The sequence below is a fragment of the Pseudomonas sp. AC239 genome (assembly GCF_979258545.1).
Window position 1 is genome coordinate 5,549,763 of the sequence record NZ_OZ409864.1, and the last position, 16,663, is coordinate 5,566,425.

Here is a 16,663-nt window from a genome sequence, read left to right on the forward strand (position 1 = left end):
AGGCGGCAGGTTTGCACCTGACCAGTGCACTCAGGGTAGTGGGTTGCAGCGAATGTGGCGAGAGTGGCAACTTGGCTCCATGTCGCCAAACGCAAAAAATCGCTGCCTTCCTGGTCCCTACTATGGAATGCAATCCCCGTAGGAGCTGCCGAAGGCTGCGATCTTTTGATCTTGATCTTTAGACCTTTCAGACCTGCGCATCAGCCTCGGCAATCTGCGTCCACAACGCCGGCGCCCCCGCCGATTTGGCGATGATCTCCAGCCGCACCAGATGCGCCGCCAGTTCTTCTTCGGTCGCACGGATGATGCGCGCTGGCTGGCGATCGACCGGCAGACGACGGATTTCCGTGGCTGAGTTGTCCGCGCCCTCGCCCGTACCATTGCCGTCGGAGGCGTTGCCGGCCAGCGACAGGCTGGTCTGGCCGCCGGTCATGGTCAGGTAGACGTCGGCAAGGATCTCCGAGTCGAGCAAGGCGCCGTGCAGTTCACGGCCGGAGTTGTCGACGCCGTAGCGCTTGCACAACGCATCGAGGCTGTTGCGCTGCCCCGGGTGACGTTCCCGGGCCATCATCAGGGTGTCGAGGATGGTGCAGTGCTGGGTGATGTCGGCGCGATCGTGCTGGCCCATCAAAGCGAATTCGTTGTTGATGAAGCCAACGTCGAACGCCGCGTTATGGATGATCAGCTGCGCGCCTTTGATGAATTCGAAGAACTCATCGGCGACTTCGGCAAAGCGCGGTTTGCCGACCAGGAATTCGTTAGTGATGCCGTGTACACCGATCGCACCCTCGTCGCTTTCGCGATCCGGTTGCAGGTAAACGTGGAAATGCCGGCCCGTCAGGCGCCGACCGATCAGTTCGACGCAACCGATTTCAATGATCCGGTGACCATCGGTCACCGGCATGCCGGTGGTTTCGGTATCGAGTACAACGGATCTGGTGGCCATCAGTGCTCAGCTCTCCACGGGTCAATCGGGCAAAGGCGCGGATGTTAACACGCTCGGCGGGGTGTTTCAGTCAGGCCGTGGCGGGTCCTTCGCGAGCAGGCTCGCTCCCACACTGAGTGCATTCCAATTCAAGGCCTGGAATACATTTCCCTGTGGGAGCGAGCCTGCTCGCGAACGGTCACGCCACGGTTAGAAGCGAAATCAGCTCTGCTTGTAACCGCGAACCTCATCCACCCCACGATTGGCCAACTGGTCAGCCCGCTCGTTACCGTGATGGCCAATGTGCCCGCGCACCCACTTCCAGGTGACTTTGTGCCGATTGACCTGCTCGTCCAGCTCTTTCCACAGGTCGGCATTCTTTACCGGCTCTTTCGCAGCGGTTTTCCAACCGCGCTTCTTCCAGTTGGCCATCCACTCGTTGATGCCTTTCATCACGTATTGCGAGTCGGTGACCAGCAGCACTTCGCAGGGGCGCTTGAGCGCTTCGAGGCCACGAATCGCGCCGAGCAGTTCCATGCGGTTGTTGGTGGTGTTGGCTTCGCCGCCCCACAGTTCCTTTTCGACACCCTTGCACACCAGCAACGCGCCCCAGCCGCCGGGGCCGGGGTTGCCCTTGCAGGCGCCGTCGGTGAACAGTTCTACGGTGTCGACGCTTTCCACGCTTTCGCTCATGCCAGTCTTTCCAGAAAAATGCCTGTCCTGCCAATCACGGATCGACAATGACCGCGGCCGGGACAAGCCCGGCCACAAATAAAAGAGGGTTTACGGTTCGATGCGGCGGCGGTTGACCTTGGCCATCGGCAGCGGAATCAGCTTGCCCATCGGCTCGCGGCGTTCCTGGCGCAACGGCCGCAGCCCCACCACGATCTTGCGCGCCACCAGCAGATAGAAGCCACCGCCGGACAGCTGCCAGTCACCGGCCTTGCGTTCCCAGCCGGCCAGACGGTTCTGCCACTTGGGCGACGCGAGCGGCGGACGATAGCACCCGAAGCGGCGTTTCTCCAGCGCGAAGCCGAGCAGATTGAGCCAGTCGGCGACCCGCGACGGCGAGATGCAGCGCGCCTTGCGCAGGGCATCATTGGCGAAGAAATGCCGCAGGCCCCAGGTGCTCCAGGGATTGATGCCGATGATCAGCAGATGCCCGCCGGGGCGCACGCTGCTCGCCGCTTCACGCAGCAAACCGTGGGGCGACAGGCAGAAATCCAGGCCATGCTGCATCACCACCACGTCGGCGGCATGCTCGCTCAACGGCCAGGCCTGCTCTTCGCAGACGATCTCGACCCCGGGCAACGGCGCGCCAAGACGCACGTTTCGCTGCACTTGCGGCGCCGCCGGCGGGGTTTCGGCGGACGGGCCGTAATGCACCAGATAACCGCCGAAGAACCGGCCGAGCTCGTCGTCGAGCATGCGCCGCTCTTCATCCAGCAGAAATTGCCCGAGCGGCCCCGACAGCCATTCGCGGGCGGCGCTGATCAATGCCAGCCAGTCGGGATCGGCCTGAGCGAACGCTTTATCGGTCATGTCATTCTCCAACGCGCCAGGAACTACTAAGATGCGCCAATGTTTTCCGCTTGGCGAATTCCGACGATGATACAGATCAGTGCCCTGCCCGCGTTCACCGACAACTACATCTGGTTGTTACAGGATCATCAGACCCAGCGCTGCGTGGTGGTCGATCCGGGCGATGCCGCCCCGGTGCAGGCGTGGCTCGAGGCTCATCCGGGCTGGGTGCTCAGCGATATTCTGATCACCCACCATCACCATGACCACGTCGGCGGTGTCGAGCGCCTGAAAGCGGCGACCGGCGCCAAGGTCTACGGCCCGGCCAGCGAAAGCATCCCGGCGCGCGACGTAGCGCTGAAAGACAACGACAGGGTCAGCGTGCTCGGCTGGGACTTCGCAGTCTACGCGGTGCCCGGTCACACTTTGGGACATATTGCTTATTACCACCATGGCCTGCTGTTCTGCGGCGATACCCTGTTCGCCGCCGGTTGCGGCCGGCTGTTCGAAGGCACGCCCGAGCAGATGTACCACTCGCTCAGCCGGCTCGCGGCTCTGCCGGAAGATACCCTGGTCTACTGCACCCATGAATACACCTTGAGCAATCTGAAGTTTGCCGCCGCCGTCGAGCCTGGCAATCGGCATGTTGCCGCCCGTCTGGAAAAGGTCACTCAGCAACGGCAGAACGGCGTGATGACCCTGCCGTCGACGCTGGCTCTGGAAAAGCTCACCAATCCGTTTTTACGCACTTCTGAAACATTGGTTACACAAAAAGTGGACGAACGGGAAGGCGCTCAAAACCGGGCGCCGAGTGAGGTTTTTGCGGCTCTGCGGGCATGGAAAGACACGTTCTGACGACCGCGTCGGCAGGGGCAAAAATTCTCAATGGTTGACCGCAGGGGGTGCGCTTTCTAGAATCGCCCGACATTTTTGCCCGGAACTTACTTCCAGCCAATGTCGTCATCCATACGTAAGTCCGTCAATTCAGATGCTTTGACCCGCCTGGCGCAAGCCATCGCGGTGGCTGTGTCCGCCACGCTGGCGGGTTGCTCCAGCCACGCTCCGCAGACTGAAGCGACGCACACGCCGAACATTGCTGCGCGAGCCAAGCAGAAGCCGATCTGGCTGACCGAGAAGCCCACTCCCGTGGCGCCCCAGGACATCTGGGAACGCATGCGCCAGGGCTTCCAGTTGCAGGAAGGCCTTGGCGTCAATCCGCGCATCGAGCAACAACGCCTGTGGTTCGCCAGTAATCCCTCTTTTCTCGAGAATGCCGGCGAACGCGGCAGCCTCTACATTCATTACATCGTCGAACGCCTCGAAGAACGCAACATGCCGCTCGAACTGGCCCTGCTGCCAGTGATCGAGAGCGCCTACAACCCGATGGCGTATTCCCGCGCCGATGCGGTGGGCCTGTGGCAATTCATTCCGTCCACCGGGCGTTACTTCAATCTGCGCCAGACCCGCTTCTACGACGGTCGTCGCGACATCACCGCCTCGACCACGGCAGCGATGGATTACCTGACTCGCCTGCACGACATGTTCAACGGCGACTGGCTGCTGGCTCTGGCGGCCTACAACGCCGGTGAAGGTACGGTCAGCCGGGCGATCGAGCGCAACGAAAAGCTCGGCCTGCCTACCGACTACTGGAACCTGCCGCTGCCGGCGGAAACCCAGGCCTATGTGCCGAAACTGCTGGCACTGTCGCAAGTGGTGCTGGCGCCGGAAGCCTACGGCGTCAACCTCAACCCGATCGCCAACGAACCGTACTTTCAGGTCGTCGAAATCAACCAGCGCATGGACCTGTCCAAGGTCGCTGCGGTGGCCAATATCGATGAAGACGAACTGTTCCAGCTCAACCCGGCCTTCAAACAGCGCACCACCATCGACGGCCCGCAGCACTTGCTGGTGCCGACGTCCAAGGCGCAACTGCTGACCGCCAGTCTGCAGACCATGCGCCCGGACGAACTGATCAGCCCGCGCTCGCTGAAACCGGTGTTCGAAGGCGCCGATCCGTCGGAAGTGGCGCAGCTCAAACGTGCTTATCGGGTCAAGCGTGGCGACAATCTCGGCTCCATCGCCAAGGCCAACAAGGTCGAAGTCAAGGATCTGCAGCGCTGGAACAAGCTGACCGGCAAGAACCTCAAGGTCGGCCAGACCCTGGTCATGCAGGACAACACCAAGCGCGCACCGGCGCGCAAGTCCGGCCGGGTCAACACCGTGGTCGCGGCGAATACCAAGAGCAAAGGCAAGGACGAAAGCAAGCAGCAGACCCAGTACAAGGTCAAGCGTGGCGACACCCTGTACGTGGTGGCCAAGCGGTTCAACGTTGAGATGCAGCATCTCAAGCGTTGGAACCCCGGTGCGGGCAAGGCACTCAAGCCTGGGCAAATGCTCACGGTTTATCAGCCGCACTGACACAAGAGCCCCTGAATTCAGGGGCTTTTTATTGCCGATTGCTTTGTGCCAGGCGGGAACACTGTGGCGAGGGGATTTATCCCCGCTGGGGCGCGCAGCGGCCCCGTTTTTTCTGCATCTTGAAGAAGGGGGACTGCTGCGCAGTCCAGCGGGGATAAATCCCCTCGCCACAGATAACCCCCCACCACAGAAACAAATTGGCGCAACATCGTGTACCGATTAACCCGGCATTAACCCGCATCTTTTTCCTGTCCAGACAAGCTGTTACTGTACGGCCCACAAAGCCCAAGCCGCTGGATCGGATCTGACTTGAAGCGTGCCCTCTCCCTGCTCCTGATCAGCCTGGCCTTGAGCTCACCCGCAAGCGCGACGATTACCGAAAGTCATGGTTATGCGCAGTTCGGCACGCTCAAGTACCCGGCCAGATTTACCCACTTCGACTGGGTCAACCCGCAAGCGCCCAAGGGCGGCACGTTGCGGGTGATGGCGTTCGGCACCTTCGATACGGTCAATCCGTACACCTTCAAGGGCACCAGCCCGGTCACCACAGCCAATTTTCTTCAGTACGGCATCAACGAGTTGAACGAGCCGCTGATGGTCGGCACCGGGCAATATTCGCCGTCCGGCGACGAGCCGGCGTCGAGTTACGGTTTGATCGCGCAATCGGTGGAGTACAGCGAAGATCGCAGCTGGGTCGTCTTCAATTTGCGCCCCGAAGCGCGCTTTCACGACGGCGCGCCTATCACCGCCTACGACGTGGCGTTCTCCTATCGAACGCTGCTCAAGGACGGTCATCCGCTGTATCGCACGGCCCTGCAGGAAGTGCTGCGGGTCGACATCCTCAACAAACAGCGCATCCGTTTCGTGCTCAAACGCTCGGGCAACCCGCTGTTGATCCTGCGCCTGGGCGAGCTGCCGGTACTGCCGCAGCATTACTGGAAAGACCGTGACTTCAAGGCCACCACCTTCGAGCCGCCGCTGGGCAGCGGGCCGTACCGCATCACGTCAGTCACGCCGGGGCGGCAGCTGATTTTCGAACGGGTCAAGGATTACTGGGGCAAGGACCTGCCGGTCAATCGCGGCAAGTACAATTTCGATCGCATGGAAGTCGAGTTCTATCGCGACAGCGATGTGGCCTTCGAAGCGTTCAAGGCCGGTGAGTTCGACATCTACATCGAGCATCAGGCGAAGAACTGGGTCAATGGTTACAACTTCCCCGCCGTACGGCGTGGCGATGTCATCAAGGCGCAGATCCCGCATCAGATCCCGACCCAGACTCAGGGCCTGTTCATGAACACCCGCCGCGCGACGTTCTCGGACGTAAAGACTCGCGAGGCGCTGGGCCTGATGTTCGACTTCGAATGGACCAACCGCGCGTTGTTCAGTGATGCGTATCAACGCACCACCAGTTACTACCCCAACAGCGAATTCACCGCCTCGGGCCTGCCGGTCGGGCATGAATGGCTGATGCTCAAGCCGTACAAGGATCAGCTCCCGGCCAGGCTGTTCACCGAGCCGTTCACCCTGCCGAAAACCGACGGCCGTGGCATTCCGCGCGAGACCATGCGCAAGGCCCTCGCCCTGCTTGCCGAAGCCGGCTGGAAACTCCACGGCCAGCGCTTGCAGAACGCTGATGGCCAACCGCTGCGCTTCGAACTGCTGCTGGTCAATCCGAGCCTGGAGCGTCTTTATCAGCCGTACATCGAGAACCTCAACAGCATCGGCATCGACGCGCGCCTGCGCACCGTCGATCGTGCGCAATACAAGCAGCGCCTCGATCAATTCGATTTCGACATGATCTCGATGACCCTTGGCCAGACCTTAAGCCCGGGCCTTGAGCAGTGGCAGTATTTCCACTCCAGCCAGGTGAACGTCAAGGGCAGCAAGAATTACGCGGGCATCGCCAATCCCGTGGTCGATCACCTGCTCGAACAGTTGCTCGCCGCGCGCACCCGCGACGAGCAGGTCGCCGCCGGCAAGGCACTCGACCGCGTGCTGCTCTGGCAGCACTACAGCATTCCCAACTGGTACCTCAATTATCACCGTCTGGCCTACCGCAACCGGTTGGCCTTTGTCACCACGCCGCCCTACACCCTGGGCCTGAGCGCATGGTGGCTGAAGTCTTCGGAGAAAGATCGATGAATGCTGTTCGCACCCTGCTCGTGCAGGCCGGCGGCTTGCTGTTCGCCGGGCTGGCCTGGGCCGCCCCGCAACACGCCGTGACCCTGTACAACGAGCCGCCGAAATACCCGGCCGACTTCAAGCATTTCGACTACGTGAATCCCGATGCGCCCAAGGGCGGCGTGTTTCGTCAGGCCGGGTTCGGTGGCTTCGACAGCCTCAACCCGTTCATCAACAAAGGCGTGCCGGCCGATGACATCGGCCAGATCTACGACACCCTGACCAAACACAGCCTCGACGAGCCGTTTACCGAATACGGCCTGATCGCCAGCAAAATCGAAAAAGCCGACGACAACAGTTGGGTGCGTTTCTACCTGCGCCCCGAGGCCCGCTTTCACGACGGCCACCCGGTGCGCGCCGAAGACGTGGTGTTCAGCTTCGAGACGTTGACCAAGGAAGGCTCGCCGATGTTTCGCGGCTACTACAACGACGTCGCCGAAGCCATCGCCGAAGACCCGTTGAAAGTCTTGTTCAAGTTCAAGCACAGCAACAACCGCGAGCTGCCGCTGATCCTCGGCCAGTTGCCGGTCCTGCCAAAACACTGGTGGGCCAGCCGCGACTTCAACAAGGGCAATCTGGAAATCCCATTGGGCAGCGGCCCGTACAAGGTCACCGAAGTCAAGGCCGGCCGTTCGGTACGTTACGAACGGGTCAAGGATTACTGGGGCAAGGACTTGCCGGTCAACCGTGGCTTCTACAACTTCGACACGATGACCACCGACTATTACCGCGACAACACCGTCGCCCTCGAAGCGCTGAAGGCCGGGCAGTTCGATTATTGGCTGGAAATGACCGCGAAGAACTGGGCCAGCGCCTATAACGTTCCGGCGGTCACCGAGGGCCGTTTGATCAAGGAACTGATCCCCAACAGCAACCCGACCGGCATGCAGGGCTTCGTCTTCAACCTGCGCCGCCCGGTGTTCCAGGATGTGCGCGTGCGTCAGGCGCTGGGGCTGCTGTTCGATTTCGAATGGACCAACAAGCAGTTGTTCAACGGCGCTTACGTGCGCACTCGCAGCTACTTCGAGAACTCGGAAATGGCCGCCACCGGCCTGCCCGACGCCGAGCAACGGAAGATCCTCGAACCGTTCCGCAGCAAACTGCCGGCCCAGGTGTTCAGCGAAGCCTTCGAAAATCCGCAGACCGACGCCAGCGGCATGATCCGCAACCAGCAGCGCGAGGCGTATCAACTGCTGCAAGAGGCCGGCTGGAAGATTGTCGATGACAAAATGGTCGACGCCACCGGCAAACCGGTGGTGATCGAATTCCTCCTCGCCCAGACCGAATTCGAACGCGTGCTGCTGCCATTCAAGCGCAACCTCAGCGACCTCGGCATTGATCTGGTGATCCGCCGCGTTGACGTCTCGCAGTACATCAACCGCGTGCGTTCGCGGGACTTCGACATGATGGTCGGCAGCTTCCCGCAGTCCAACTCGCCGGGCAACGAGCAGCGCGAATACTGGATGAGCGCCGCCGCCGACAAACCGAGCAGCCGCAACAGCATGGGTCTGAAGGATCCGACCGTCGACCAACTGGTGGAAAGCCTGATCAACGCCGACTCGCGCAAAAGCCTGGTGGCCCACGCTCGGGCCTTGGACCGGGTGCTGCAATGGGGCTACTACGTGGTGCCGAACTGGCACATCAAGAGCTGGCGCGTGGCCTACTGGAACCACATCGGCCACCCGATAACCTCGCCCAAGTACGACATCGGCATCAACACCTGGTGGGTCAAGCCTGACGCCAAGCCTGCCGTAGAAGTCGAAACCCAACTGCAAGCCGACCCTGCGGGCACGGAGTAATCAGATGCTGGCGTATATCTTTCGGCGACTGCTGCTGATCATCCCGACCCTGTTCGGCATCCTGCTGATCAACTTCGTGATCATCCAGGCCGCGCCCGGCGGGCCGGTCGAGCAGATGATCGCCAAGCTCGAAGGCTTCGAAGGCGCCACCAGCCGGATTGCCGGCGGCGGTGCCGAGGTCGCGGTGGCCGGCTCGTCCTATCGTGGCGCGCAGGGGCTGGACCCGGCGCTGATCAAGGAAATCGAGCACATGTACGGGTTCGACAAATCGGCCCCGGAACGCCTGTGGATCATGGTCAAGAACTACGCGCAGCTGGATTTCGGCGACAGTTTCTTCCGTGACGCCAAGGTCATCGACCTGATCAAGGAAAAGATGCCGGTGTCGATTTCGCTGGGGCTGTGGAGCACGCTGATCATGTACCTGGTGTCGATCCCGCTGGGGATCGCCAAGGCCACGCGGCACGGCAGCCACTTCGACGTCTGGACCAGTTCGGCGATCATCGTCGGCTATGCGATCCCGGCGTTTCTGTTTGCGATCCTGCTGATCGTGGTATTTGCCGGCGGCAGTTATCTGGACTGGTTCCCCCTGCGCGGGCTGACTTCGAACAACTTCGATGAGCTGAGCCTGGGCGGCAAGATCCTCGATTACTTCTGGCATCTGGCATTACCAGTGACGGCGCTGGTGATCGGCAACTTTGCGACCATGACTCTGTTGACGAAAAACAGCTTCCTCGACGAGATCAACAAACAGTACGTGGTCACCGCCAAGGCCAAAGGCCTGACCCGCCATCGCGTGCTCTACGGCCACGTGTTCCGCAACGCCATGCTGCTGGTGATCGCCGGCTTCCCATCGGCATTCATCGGTATTTTCTTCACCGGCTCGTTGCTGGTGGAAGTGATCTTCTCCCTCGACGGCCTCGGCCTGATGAGTTTCGAAGCGGCGATCAACCGCGATTACCCGGTGGTGTTCGGCACGCTGTTCATCTTCACCCTGCTCGGGCTGGTGGTGAAACTGATCGGCGACCTGACGTACACCTTTGTCGATCCGCGCATCGACTTTGCAAGCCGGGAGCATTGAGATGAACCTGTCCCCTCTCAACCGCCGACGCTTCGAACTGTTCAAGGCCAACAAGCGTGGCTGGTGGTCGCTGTGGCTGTTTCTTATCCTGTTCGGCCTCAGTCTGGGCGCCGAGCTGATTGCCAACGACAAGCCGCTGGTCGTGCATTACGACAACAATTGGTATTTCCCGGCGATCAAGCGCTACCCGGAAACCGCCTTCGGCGGCGAATTCCCGCTGGAAGCCAACTACAAGAGTCCGTACATCCGTGAGCTGCTCAAGGCTAAGGACGCGTGGATTCTGTGGGCGCCGATCCCCTACAGCTATCAGAGCATCAACTACGACCTGAAAGTCCCGGCCCCGGCGCCACCCTCGGCGGACAACCTGTTGGGCACCGACGACCAAGGCCGCGACGTGTTAGCGCGGGTGATCTACGGTTTCCGCATTTCCGTGCTGTTTGCGCTGACCTTGACCGTACTGAGCTCGATCATCGGCGTGATTGCCGGGGCGCTACAGGGTTTCTACGGCGGCTGGGTCGATCTGGCCGGGCAGCGTTTTCTCGAGATCTGGTCGGGGCTGCCGGTGCTGTATCTGTTGATCATCCTCGCCAGTTTCGTCCAGCCGAATTTCTGGTGGCTGCTGGGCATCATGCTGCTTTTCTCGTGGATGAGCCTGGTCGACGTGGTGCGCGCCGAGTTCCTGCGTGGCCGCAACCTCGAATACGTGCGCGCGGCCCGCGCGCTGGGCATGCAGAACGGCGCGATCATGTTCCGTCACATCCTGCCCAACGCCATGGTCTCGACCATGACCTTCATGCCGTTCATCCTCACCGGCGCCATCGGCACCCTGACTGCACTGGACTTCCTCGGTTTCGGCTTGCCGGCCGGCAGTCCGTCTCTGGGCGAACTGGTTGCCCAGGGCAAATCCAACCTGCAGGCGCCGTGGCTGGGCATGAGCGCGTTTGCCGTACTGGCGCTGATGTTGAGCCTGCTGGTGTTTATCGGCGAGTCCGCTCGCGATGCCTTCGACCCGAGGAAGTGAAATGAATCAGGACAATCTGATCGAAGTGCGCGACCTCGCCGTCGAATTCGGTTTCGGCGAGCGCGTACACCGTGTGGTCGAAGGCGTGAGCTTCGACATCAAGCGCGGCGAGACCCTGGCGCTGGTCGGCGAATCGGGCTCGGGCAAATCGGTCACGGCGCATTCGATCCTGCGCCTGCTGCCCTACCCCATGGCGCGGCATCCGGCCGGCAGCATCAAGTACGCCGGGCAGAACCTGCTGGATTTGAGCGAGAAGACCATCCGTCACATCCGTGGCAACCGCATTGCCATGATCTTTCAGGAGCCGATGACCTCGTTGAATCCGCTGCACTCGATCGAAAAGCAGATCAATGAAGTGCTCGGCATCCACAAGGGTCTGAGCGGCAAAGTCGCGACCAAACGCACGCTGGAGTTGCTGGAAATGGTCGGCATTCCCGAGCCGCACAAGCGCCTCAAGGCCCTGCCCCATGAATTGTCCGGCGGCCAGCGGCAACGGGTGATGATCGCCATGGCCCTGGCCAACGAGCCGGAACTGCTGATCGCCGACGAACCGACCACGGCGCTGGACGTGACCGTTCAGCTGAAAATCCTCGATTTGCTCAAGGAACTTCAGGCTCGATTGGGCATGTCGCTGCTACTGATCAGTCACGATTTGAACCTGGTGCGAAGAATTGCGCATCGCGTATGTGTCATGCAGCGCGGTTGCATCGTCGAACAGGCATCGTGCGCAGAGCTGTTCCGTTCGCCGCAGCATCCGTACACTCGGGAATTGCTCGGCGCGGAGCCCAGCGGCGGCCCCGCGAGCAATGAAATCGGCGCGCCGCTGCTCGAAGTCGAGGACCTGAAAGTCTGGTTCCCGATCAAGAAAGGCCTGCTCAAGCGCACGGTGGATTACGTCAAGGCAGTGGACGGCATCAATTTCAGCCTGCCTCAGGGCCAGACCCTGGGGATCGTCGGCGAAAGTGGCTCCGGCAAATCCACCCTCGGTCTGGCGATTTTGCGTCTGATCGGCAGCAAAGGCGCGATCCGCTTTGAAGGCAAGCAGCTAGACTGCCTGACGCAGAGTGAGGTTCGCCCGCTGCGGCGGGAAATGCAGGTGGTGTTTCAGGACCCGTTTGGCAGCCTGAGCCCGCGCATGTGCGTCAACGACATCGTCGGCGAAGGCCTGCGGATACACAAGATGGGCACCGCAGCCGAACAGGAAGCGGCGATCATCGCGGCATTGAAGGAGGTAGGTCTGGATCCGGAAACCCGGCACCGCTACCCCCACGAATTTTCCGGTGGGCAACGGCAGCGAATCGCCATTGCCCGGGCCCTGGTGCTGAAACCGGCGCTGATCCTGCTGGACGAGCCGACTTCGGCGCTCGACCGCACGGTGCAGCGGCAAGTGGTGGAGCTGTTGCGTTCACTGCAAGCCAAGTACAACCTGACGTATTTGTTCATCAGCCATGACCTGGCTGTCGTCAAAGCGCTGAGCCACCAGCTGATGGTGGTCAAGCATGGCCAAGTGGTCGAACAGGGAGACGCGCAAAGTATTTTTGCCGCCCCCCAACATCCGTATACACAGCAGTTGCTGGAAGCCGCTTTTCTGGCACCAGCCACTGCGCAATAACCTGAAAGAGGAGCAACACATGGGTTTTCTCGCCGGTAAGCGCGTACTGATCGTCGGTGTCGCCAGCAAGCTGTCCATCGCATCCGGCATCGCTGCCGCCATGCATCGCGAGGGCGCTGAGCTTGCCTTCACTTATCAGAACGACAAACTCAAGGGTCGCGTTGAAGAGTTCGCACAAGGCTGGGGTTCGAGCCCTGAGCTGTGCTTCCCGTGCGACGTGGCCAGCGATGAAGAAATCGCCAAGGTCTTCGAAGAGTTGAGCAAAAAGTGGGACGGCCTGGACTGCATCGTCCACTCCGTCGGCTTCGCCCCGGGCGACCAACTGGACGGCGACTTCACCGAAGCCACCACCCGTGAAGGTTTCCGCATCGCTCACGACATCAGCGCCTACAGCTTCGTGGCCCTGGCCAAAGCCGGTCGCGAAATGATGAAAGGCCGCAACGGCAGCCTGCTGACCCTGTCGTACCTGGGCGCCGAGCGCACCATGCCGAACTACAACGTGATGGGCATGGCCAAGGCTTCGCTGGAAGCTGGCGTGCGTTACCTGGCCGGCTCCCTGGGCCCGGACGGCACCCGCGTCAACTGCGTATCGGCCGGTCCGATCCGTACTCTGGCCGCGTCGGGCATCAAGAACTTCCGCAAGATGCTGGCCGCCAACGAAGCGCAGACTCCGCTGCGCCGCAACGTCACCATCGAAGAAGTCGGCAACGCCGGCGCCTTCCTGTGCTCCGACCTGGCGTCGGGCATCAGCGGTGAAATCATGTACGTCGACGGCGGCTTCAATACCACCGCGATGGGCAACATCGAAGAGTGATCTTCCTGTAGCCGATAAAAAACCCGCCGGTTCTGGCGGGTTTTTTTATGCCTGCGGAAAAGCTCGCCCAACTACATATGTACCGCCACCCACCCTGCCCTGCCTTTGATACTCGGCGCTCGATGCTTATCAGCCGCCAGGGAGGCGCAGATGGACGACACACCGGTACATGAACAGACATTGATCCAGAACCTCATCGCGGAATTGACTACCGTACCGGTGGTCAGCGCCGCGGGACCGGCGCGTACGCTGGAGGTGCCCCGTCCGTGCCTGCTGCGCGAATGGATGGAGCTTTACTGGACTGCCCTCGAACGCCCCGAATTCCTCGACTGGGCCAGCCGCTTCCATATCGATCTGGATACCTTGCAGATCAAGGGCGATACCCTGCAAGCGCAGATTCCCTCGAACGGCTCCAGCGACGTACGCACCTTTCGGCTGGAAGATGATTCCGGCTGGTGGCAGATGGCGCCGATGCTGCTGTCGATTTCCCAGCGCATCGACCCCGCCGGGTCAGGCCTGCCCTATATCGGCGGCAAGTCCGCCAACCCGCTGTATCGCTTTCCACGGCAAGTGGTGCTGGCGTTCTACGGTTATCCGGAACCGCAAAACCAGATTCAGGCCCGAGTCCTCGTCGCCGAGTTGAAGAAAACCGGTCTGGCCGCCATTGATGAAAACGGCCAGACCACTTCAGCGCTGGTCAAGGAGCGCAACGCGCAACTGGAGGATTTACAGGCCATCGCCGAGCGAATCGACGAGGTGCTGCTGGCGAGCGATCCGTTCGAGCAGCGAGGCTTTCTCGACACGCCGGTAACACTCACTTCGGCTTCTGTTTCCGCTCCCGTCAGAGGGCCTCGCCTCAAACTGGGCGAACTCCTGCGTCGCTACGAGTTTGCTTTGCCAGAGGACGCCGAAGCAGCCAAAGCGCTGGCGCAACGCCTGCGACAACAGCGCTGGCCGCAATTGCCCTACGTCAGCGACTACGTGCAGACTGGCGCGCCCATCCGCCGCTATCGCGAAGACTTCGCTGATCTGGAAGACGCTCGGCACATCGTCAAGCGCCTGGAAGCACTGAGCTGGAACAAGCCACCGACGGCCAGGATCGATTACGAGGAGTTCAGTGACCCGCATCCGGAGTCTGCGCTGGCAGAATGGATCGCAGACGGCCAGAGTGACTTGCAACTACTCAGTTCCAACGCCGATTTTCAGAGCATTCTGCGGCAGCGCGGCTTACCCGCAGACAGTCAACTGCTGGTGACTGAATCCGGTCATGTCGGCACTTCCAGTGCGCAAGGCTGGATCACGTTAACGGCACAGGTAGAAGGCCACGCGGACCTGAAGCTCTATCGCGACAAACTCAAAGTCAAGGCACGCAAAGCTGGCGGCGCCTTGCGCTCCAACGGGCGAGTCACGCTCGCGCAGATGCTGCGATTCTACGAGTTGCCGCTGCCGAGGACTATTCAACAGGCCCTGTCGCTTGCCCACTGGAACAAGATCAATCTGCACATGCGCCCCGGGCACATGAACCACTGGTACCTGCTAGGCCAGCCCGGCACCCGGACCGAGCGATTCAGCGCTGCGCAACGCCAGATCGTCATCGACACCACCCAATCGTTTTTGCCCAAGGACTCGGTACCGTTGATCGACTATCTGAGCGAAGGCGTCGATACCGACTTGCCGCTTGCAACGCTCAAGGCCAAGGCCGACTACCTGATCAGCTGTATCCTGATCACGCCACGCGCGCGCACATTGGGCAATCAACTGCTTGCAAAGCTCGCGCCGCCGGGCCAGAACAAGCGTCTGGTGGCGACCAACCGCGACCGCCTGTTGCTCGCTGCGTTGATTCTCAGTCTGGAGCCGAGCGCCGGCGAGGACCTGAACCGCATCATCGGCCAGCGTCTGGAGGACAGCGATTTCTGGGGCGAGCGTTACGATGAAGTACGACGTTTCATTGATCGGCAACCCGGCCTGGCACCGATCAAAAACAAGACCCTGGCGACCCATCTTCTGCTGTCGGCCATGGCGCCGGAATTCCTCACACGCGATATTCCGGCATTCATCGCTTACATGAGTTGCCTGCGCTGGGTCAGGTTGAAACAGGTCGTGCTTTACATTGAAAGTCGTTTCCCTGGTGTGGCCCGCCTGATGACGTTCGGACAACTCAGTGCCCTGACGAAAGGCCCGGCGCCTGCGGATTTTTACAAGTTTCTGCGCGGTGAAGCCTGCGCCTCGGTGATCGTTGACTGGGCGGTCGCCAGAGGATTGATCCAGCGTAATGCCGAATGCCCGGTCACGGTGTACGACGCCGCGACGCTGAAGCGCGCCGATCGGGTTTTTCGCAGTCACAATCGGTTGATGCGCGGCTTATACCATCGGGCCTTTCTGGCGTCTTTCCCCACGCCTGCAACAATCGCACAGTCGGATCTGCGCAACGTGTTTGCTGATAATCCGTATCTGGAGGCCAAGGTACTGTCTCGCTCGGAATCACACGGACAAGCTTCTGCGCCGCTTTACTCGCTGAGCCAATTGCACGTGGCCGGCAAGCTCTCAGACGATATGAAGGCCTGGCAATCAAGCAGTGAACAGTTGTCGCTGACCACCATGAACGCGTCCTTTGCCCGATTGAACAACGTCGCGAGCCTGTTCAAAACCGCACTTGAGGCCCGCGTCGTGCAAATGAAAGAGGCCCATATTGCCCTGATCAAGGAGGCGATTTGCCGTCTGCCGCTGGCACAAAGGCTCGATATCGAAGAACACCGGCTGGAATTGCTTGCCCTGCGCTCTGCGTCGCCCAGCGCGAGCACATCAACTGCCGACGCTGCCCCGTTTGCCATCCTCGCGCTGTTGCACGGAACCCCGACCCGAGTATTCGAAATTTTCACCCGCAGAAATGAAGTGGTTTTGCGCCGTGATGTCGACATCGCTGTACTTAAGCCATCGGCCGCGAAAGAACCGGCGAAAGCGCTGCCCTTCGACGCCGAAGCCTACCGGCATGGCACCGAGCCTCGCGCGAACGCTACCTGTAAAGCGTTTATCACTCGCCTCGAAATTCAAGGAGCACCGTTGGAGGAACAAACGCGCACCGCCGTGCCTGACAGCTTTTCCTCCAACAAAGTCAACGCCATCGCCAGCACCGCCGTCCGGCATCTGTTCGACGCCCATGAAGCCCAAGCGCTGCGGGAAGCCCTGATGGCGCCCGCTCTTAGCGAGGTTGAAGCCTGTCATGAGAAATGGCTGGCGTTTTACCAGAAGCTGAGCCCGCCCAAGCGCTGAACCTCCGGGTGCACCATCGAATTC

Annotated in this window: 12 protein-coding genes; 9 read left to right on the forward strand and 3 right to left on the reverse strand. The window is 60.9% G+C overall.

The genetic code is table 11. The annotated features are described in order from the left end of the window. Window positions 1-187: 187 nt before the first annotated feature. The 3 genes from dnaQ to ACZ0AZ_RS25205 form a co-directional block, all read right to left on the reverse strand. Window positions 188-946: a DNA polymerase III subunit epsilon gene (dnaQ, locus tag ACZ0AZ_RS25195; RefSeq protein WP_039763238.1), complete on the reverse strand. Its 759-nt coding sequence runs from the start codon at window positions 944-946 to the stop codon at window positions 188-190. Between the two features lie 201 nt (window positions 947-1,147). Further along, entirely contained in the window at window positions 1,148-1,618 is a 471-nt protein-coding gene (rnhA, locus tag ACZ0AZ_RS25200) for a ribonuclease HI (protein WP_007910572.1), read from the reverse strand. 90 nt (window positions 1,619-1,708) lie between these two features. Next, window positions 1,709-2,467: a class I SAM-dependent methyltransferase gene (locus tag ACZ0AZ_RS25205; protein ID WP_041480625.1), complete on the reverse strand. Its 759-nt coding sequence runs from the start codon at window positions 2,465-2,467 to the stop codon at window positions 1,709-1,711. 66 nt (window positions 2,468-2,533) lie between these two features. Between ACZ0AZ_RS25205 and gloB the strand changes: the two genes are divergently transcribed. The 9 genes from gloB to ACZ0AZ_RS25250 all read left to right on the forward strand — a co-directional run bounded on the left by gloB (window position 2,534) and on the right by ACZ0AZ_RS25250 (window position 16,639). After that, complete coding sequence (gene gloB / locus ACZ0AZ_RS25210; RefSeq protein WP_463538395.1) at window positions 2,534-3,301, forward strand: hydroxyacylglutathione hydrolase; 768 nt, start codon at window positions 2,534-2,536, stop codon at window positions 3,299-3,301. Window positions 3,302-3,400: 99 nt separating this feature from the next. After that, window positions 3,401-4,864 (forward strand): transglycosylase SLT domain-containing protein, encoded by a 1,464-nt coding sequence (locus ACZ0AZ_RS25215; RefSeq protein WP_039763240.1) that lies wholly within the window; start codon window positions 3,401-3,403, stop codon window positions 4,862-4,864. Between the two features lie 309 nt (window positions 4,865-5,173). Further along, a complete protein-coding gene (locus ACZ0AZ_RS25220) occupies window positions 5,174-7,006 on the forward strand; it encodes an extracellular solute-binding protein (RefSeq protein WP_130000051.1) in 1,833 nt (610 codons plus the stop codon). Next, window positions 7,003-8,844 (forward strand): extracellular solute-binding protein, encoded by a 1,842-nt coding sequence (locus ACZ0AZ_RS25225; protein ID WP_039763242.1) that lies wholly within the window; start codon window positions 7,003-7,005, stop codon window positions 8,842-8,844. The genes ACZ0AZ_RS25220 and ACZ0AZ_RS25225 overlap by 4 nt, the downstream gene beginning before the upstream one ends. Before the next feature lie 4 nt (window positions 8,845-8,848). Then, window positions 8,849-9,922 (forward strand): microcin C ABC transporter permease YejB, encoded by a 1,074-nt coding sequence (locus ACZ0AZ_RS25230; protein ID WP_016774154.1) that lies wholly within the window; start codon window positions 8,849-8,851, stop codon window positions 9,920-9,922. Window position 9,923: 1 nt separating this feature from the next. Next, window positions 9,924-10,943 (forward strand): ABC transporter permease, encoded by a 1,020-nt coding sequence (locus tag ACZ0AZ_RS25235; RefSeq protein WP_016774153.1) that lies wholly within the window; start codon window positions 9,924-9,926, stop codon window positions 10,941-10,943. 1 nt (window position 10,944) lies between these two features. Continuing rightward, window positions 10,945-12,555, forward strand: coding sequence for an ABC transporter ATP-binding protein (locus ACZ0AZ_RS25240; RefSeq protein ID WP_130000052.1), 1,611 nt, complete (start codon window positions 10,945-10,947; stop codon window positions 12,553-12,555). Between the two features lie 19 nt (window positions 12,556-12,574). Continuing rightward, window positions 12,575-13,369: an enoyl-ACP reductase FabI gene (fabI, locus tag ACZ0AZ_RS25245; RefSeq protein ID WP_003202751.1), complete on the forward strand. Its 795-nt coding sequence runs from the start codon at window positions 12,575-12,577 to the stop codon at window positions 13,367-13,369. Between the two features lie 150 nt (window positions 13,370-13,519). Next, window positions 13,520-16,639: a hypothetical protein gene (locus ACZ0AZ_RS25250; RefSeq protein ID WP_463538396.1), complete on the forward strand. Its 3,120-nt coding sequence runs from the start codon at window positions 13,520-13,522 to the stop codon at window positions 16,637-16,639. Window positions 16,640-16,663: the final 24 nt, after the last annotated feature.

Bases quoted from the DNA above. Each gene is read 5' to 3' on its own strand.
- dnaQ (WP_039763238.1), bottom strand. From the start codon at position 946: ATGGCCACCAGATCCGTTGTACTCGATACCGAAACCACCGGCATGCCG.
- rnhA (WP_007910572.1), bottom strand. From the start codon at position 1,618: ATGAGCGAAAGCGTGGAAAGCGTCGACACCGTAGAACTGTTCACCGAC.
- ACZ0AZ_RS25205 (WP_041480625.1), bottom strand. From the start codon at position 2,467: ATGACCGATAAAGCGTTCGCTCAGGCCGATCCCGACTGGCTGGCATTG.
- gloB (WP_463538395.1), top strand. From the start codon at position 2,534: ATGATACAGATCAGTGCCCTGCCCGCGTTCACCGACAACTACATCTGG.
- ACZ0AZ_RS25215 (WP_039763240.1), top strand. From the start codon at position 3,401: ATGTCGTCATCCATACGTAAGTCCGTCAATTCAGATGCTTTGACCCGC.
- ACZ0AZ_RS25225 (WP_039763242.1), top strand. From the start codon at position 7,003: ATGAATGCTGTTCGCACCCTGCTCGTGCAGGCCGGCGGCTTGCTGTTC.
- ACZ0AZ_RS25230 (WP_016774154.1), top strand. From the start codon at position 8,849: ATGCTGGCGTATATCTTTCGGCGACTGCTGCTGATCATCCCGACCCTG.
- ACZ0AZ_RS25235 (WP_016774153.1), top strand. From the start codon at position 9,924: ATGAACCTGTCCCCTCTCAACCGCCGACGCTTCGAACTGTTCAAGGCC.
- ACZ0AZ_RS25240 (WP_130000052.1), top strand. From the start codon at position 10,945: ATGAATCAGGACAATCTGATCGAAGTGCGCGACCTCGCCGTCGAATTC.
- fabI (WP_003202751.1), top strand. From the start codon at position 12,575: ATGGGTTTTCTCGCCGGTAAGCGCGTACTGATCGTCGGTGTCGCCAGC.
- ACZ0AZ_RS25250 (WP_463538396.1), top strand. From the start codon at position 13,520: ATGGACGACACACCGGTACATGAACAGACATTGATCCAGAACCTCATC.